The organism is Streptomyces sp. NPDC054956 (assembly GCF_053609185.1).
This window is the reverse complement of sequence record NZ_JBSGXB010000611.1, coordinates 1-1,714: the sequence shown is the minus strand read 5'-3', so window position 1 is coordinate 1,714 and position 1,714 is coordinate 1. Positions and strand designations below refer to the sequence as shown.

The following is a 1,714-nucleotide window of genomic DNA, read 5'->3' as shown; positions in this document are numbered from 1 at the left end:
GCGCGGTGACGGCCGCCGCGGCGGCGCTCGCGGAGCCCGCCGTCCTCGGCCACACCCTCGACCTGCTGCTCCGCCGCGCCCCCTCGGCTCCCGCCTGGACGCTGCTGTGCGCCGCGGTCATCGCGGCCGAGGTGGTGCTGGACGCGGCCGCGGCCCGGCTGACCGGAGCGGTCGACGGCCGCTCCACCGCCCGGTTGCGCAGGCTCGGGCTCGCCCGGCTGCTGGGGACGGCCCCCCACCACGCCGCCCGCCACGCCCCCGGAGAGACCGCCGCCCGGCTGACCACGCACGCCACCGAGGCCGGGAAGGTCCCGGCCGCCGTCGCACACGCCGTGGCCGCGCTGCTGCCGCCGCTCGGTGCGGTGGCCGCGCTCCTCCTCATCGACCTGTGGACCGCGCTCGCCTTCCTCATGGGCGTTCCGCTGCTGATCCTCCTGCTGCGGACCTTCGCCCGCTCCACCCTCACGAGCGTCGCCCGCTACCAGCAGGTGCAACTCGCCACGGCCGGACGCCTCGTCGAGGCACTGGCAGGAGCCCGCACGATCGCCGCGGCCGGCACCGCCGACCGCGAACGCGCCCGCATCCTCGCGCACCTGCCCGAACTCGGCATCGAGGGCAGGCGGATGTGGCAGGTCTACGGCGGTACGACGGCCCGGTCCGCGGCCCTCATGCCGATGCTCCTCTACGCGGTCCTCGCCGTCGGCGGCATCCGCCTGTCGGCCGGAGCCATCGGGGTCGGTGAACTCCTCGCCGCGATGCGCTACGCGGCCCTCGCGGCCGGCATCGGCGCCGTGACGGGCGGGCTGGCCGCCGTGGTCCGCGGCCGGGCCGCCGCCCGTCGGACCACGGCCCTCCTCGACCTGCCCGCACTCGGCCACGGCCGGGCGGAACTGCGCGAAGGCGGCCCCGGCACCCTGGAACTGCGCGGTGTCCGCGTCGTGCGCGGCGGATCGACGGTCCTGCACGACATCAGCCTGACGGTCCCCGGCGGCACCACGGTGGCGGTGGTGGGCCGGTCCGGAGCGGGCAAGACCCTGTTCGCCGCCGTGGCCGGCCGGCTCACCGACCCCGACGAGGGACAGGTGCTGCTGGACGGCGTACCCCTGCGGGAGCTGACCGCCGAAGCGCTGCGCCGGGAGGTCGGGCACGCCTTCGACCGGCCCGTGCTGCTCGGGGACACGGTCGGCGACGCGATCGGGTTCGGCGCCGGTTCGGACCCCGGCCCGGAAGCGGTCCGTGCCGCGGCCCGCGCCGCGTGCGCGGACCCCTTCGTACGGCACCTGCCGCACGGATACGGCACACGCCTCGCCGACGCCCCCATGTCCGGCGGCGAGGTCCAACGCATCGGCCTGGCCCGGGCGTTCTGCCACGCGGGCCGGCTCCTCGTGCTGGACGACGCCACCTCCAGCCTCGACACCGTCACGGCCCGGGAGGTGGAACGGGCACTCGCCCACGAGATCCGGCCCGGCACCCGGATCGTGGTCGCGCACCGCCTCTCGTCCGCCGTCCGCGCCGACCTCGTCGTATGGCTGGAGGACGGGCGGGTGCGGGCGACCGGCACCCACGGAGCGCTGTGGCGGTACGAACCCGACTACCGGGCGGTGTTCGCCACCGACGCGAAGACCGGAGGAGAAGCCGAGACGGTGTCGAAGGCGGCCGCGGCGGCCCCGGGTGCGGTCCCGGAGCAACAGGAGGCGGCACGGTGACCGGGGGC

The 1,714-nt window shown here is 77.0% G+C and carries 1 protein-coding gene; it reads left to right on the top strand.

The features are described from left to right. A partial coding sequence (locus ACWGDE_RS38735) for an ATP-binding cassette domain-containing protein (protein WP_453393783.1) occupies positions 1-1,706 on the top strand: 1,706 nt, incomplete at its 5' end. Positions 1,707-1,714: the final 8 nt, after the last annotated feature.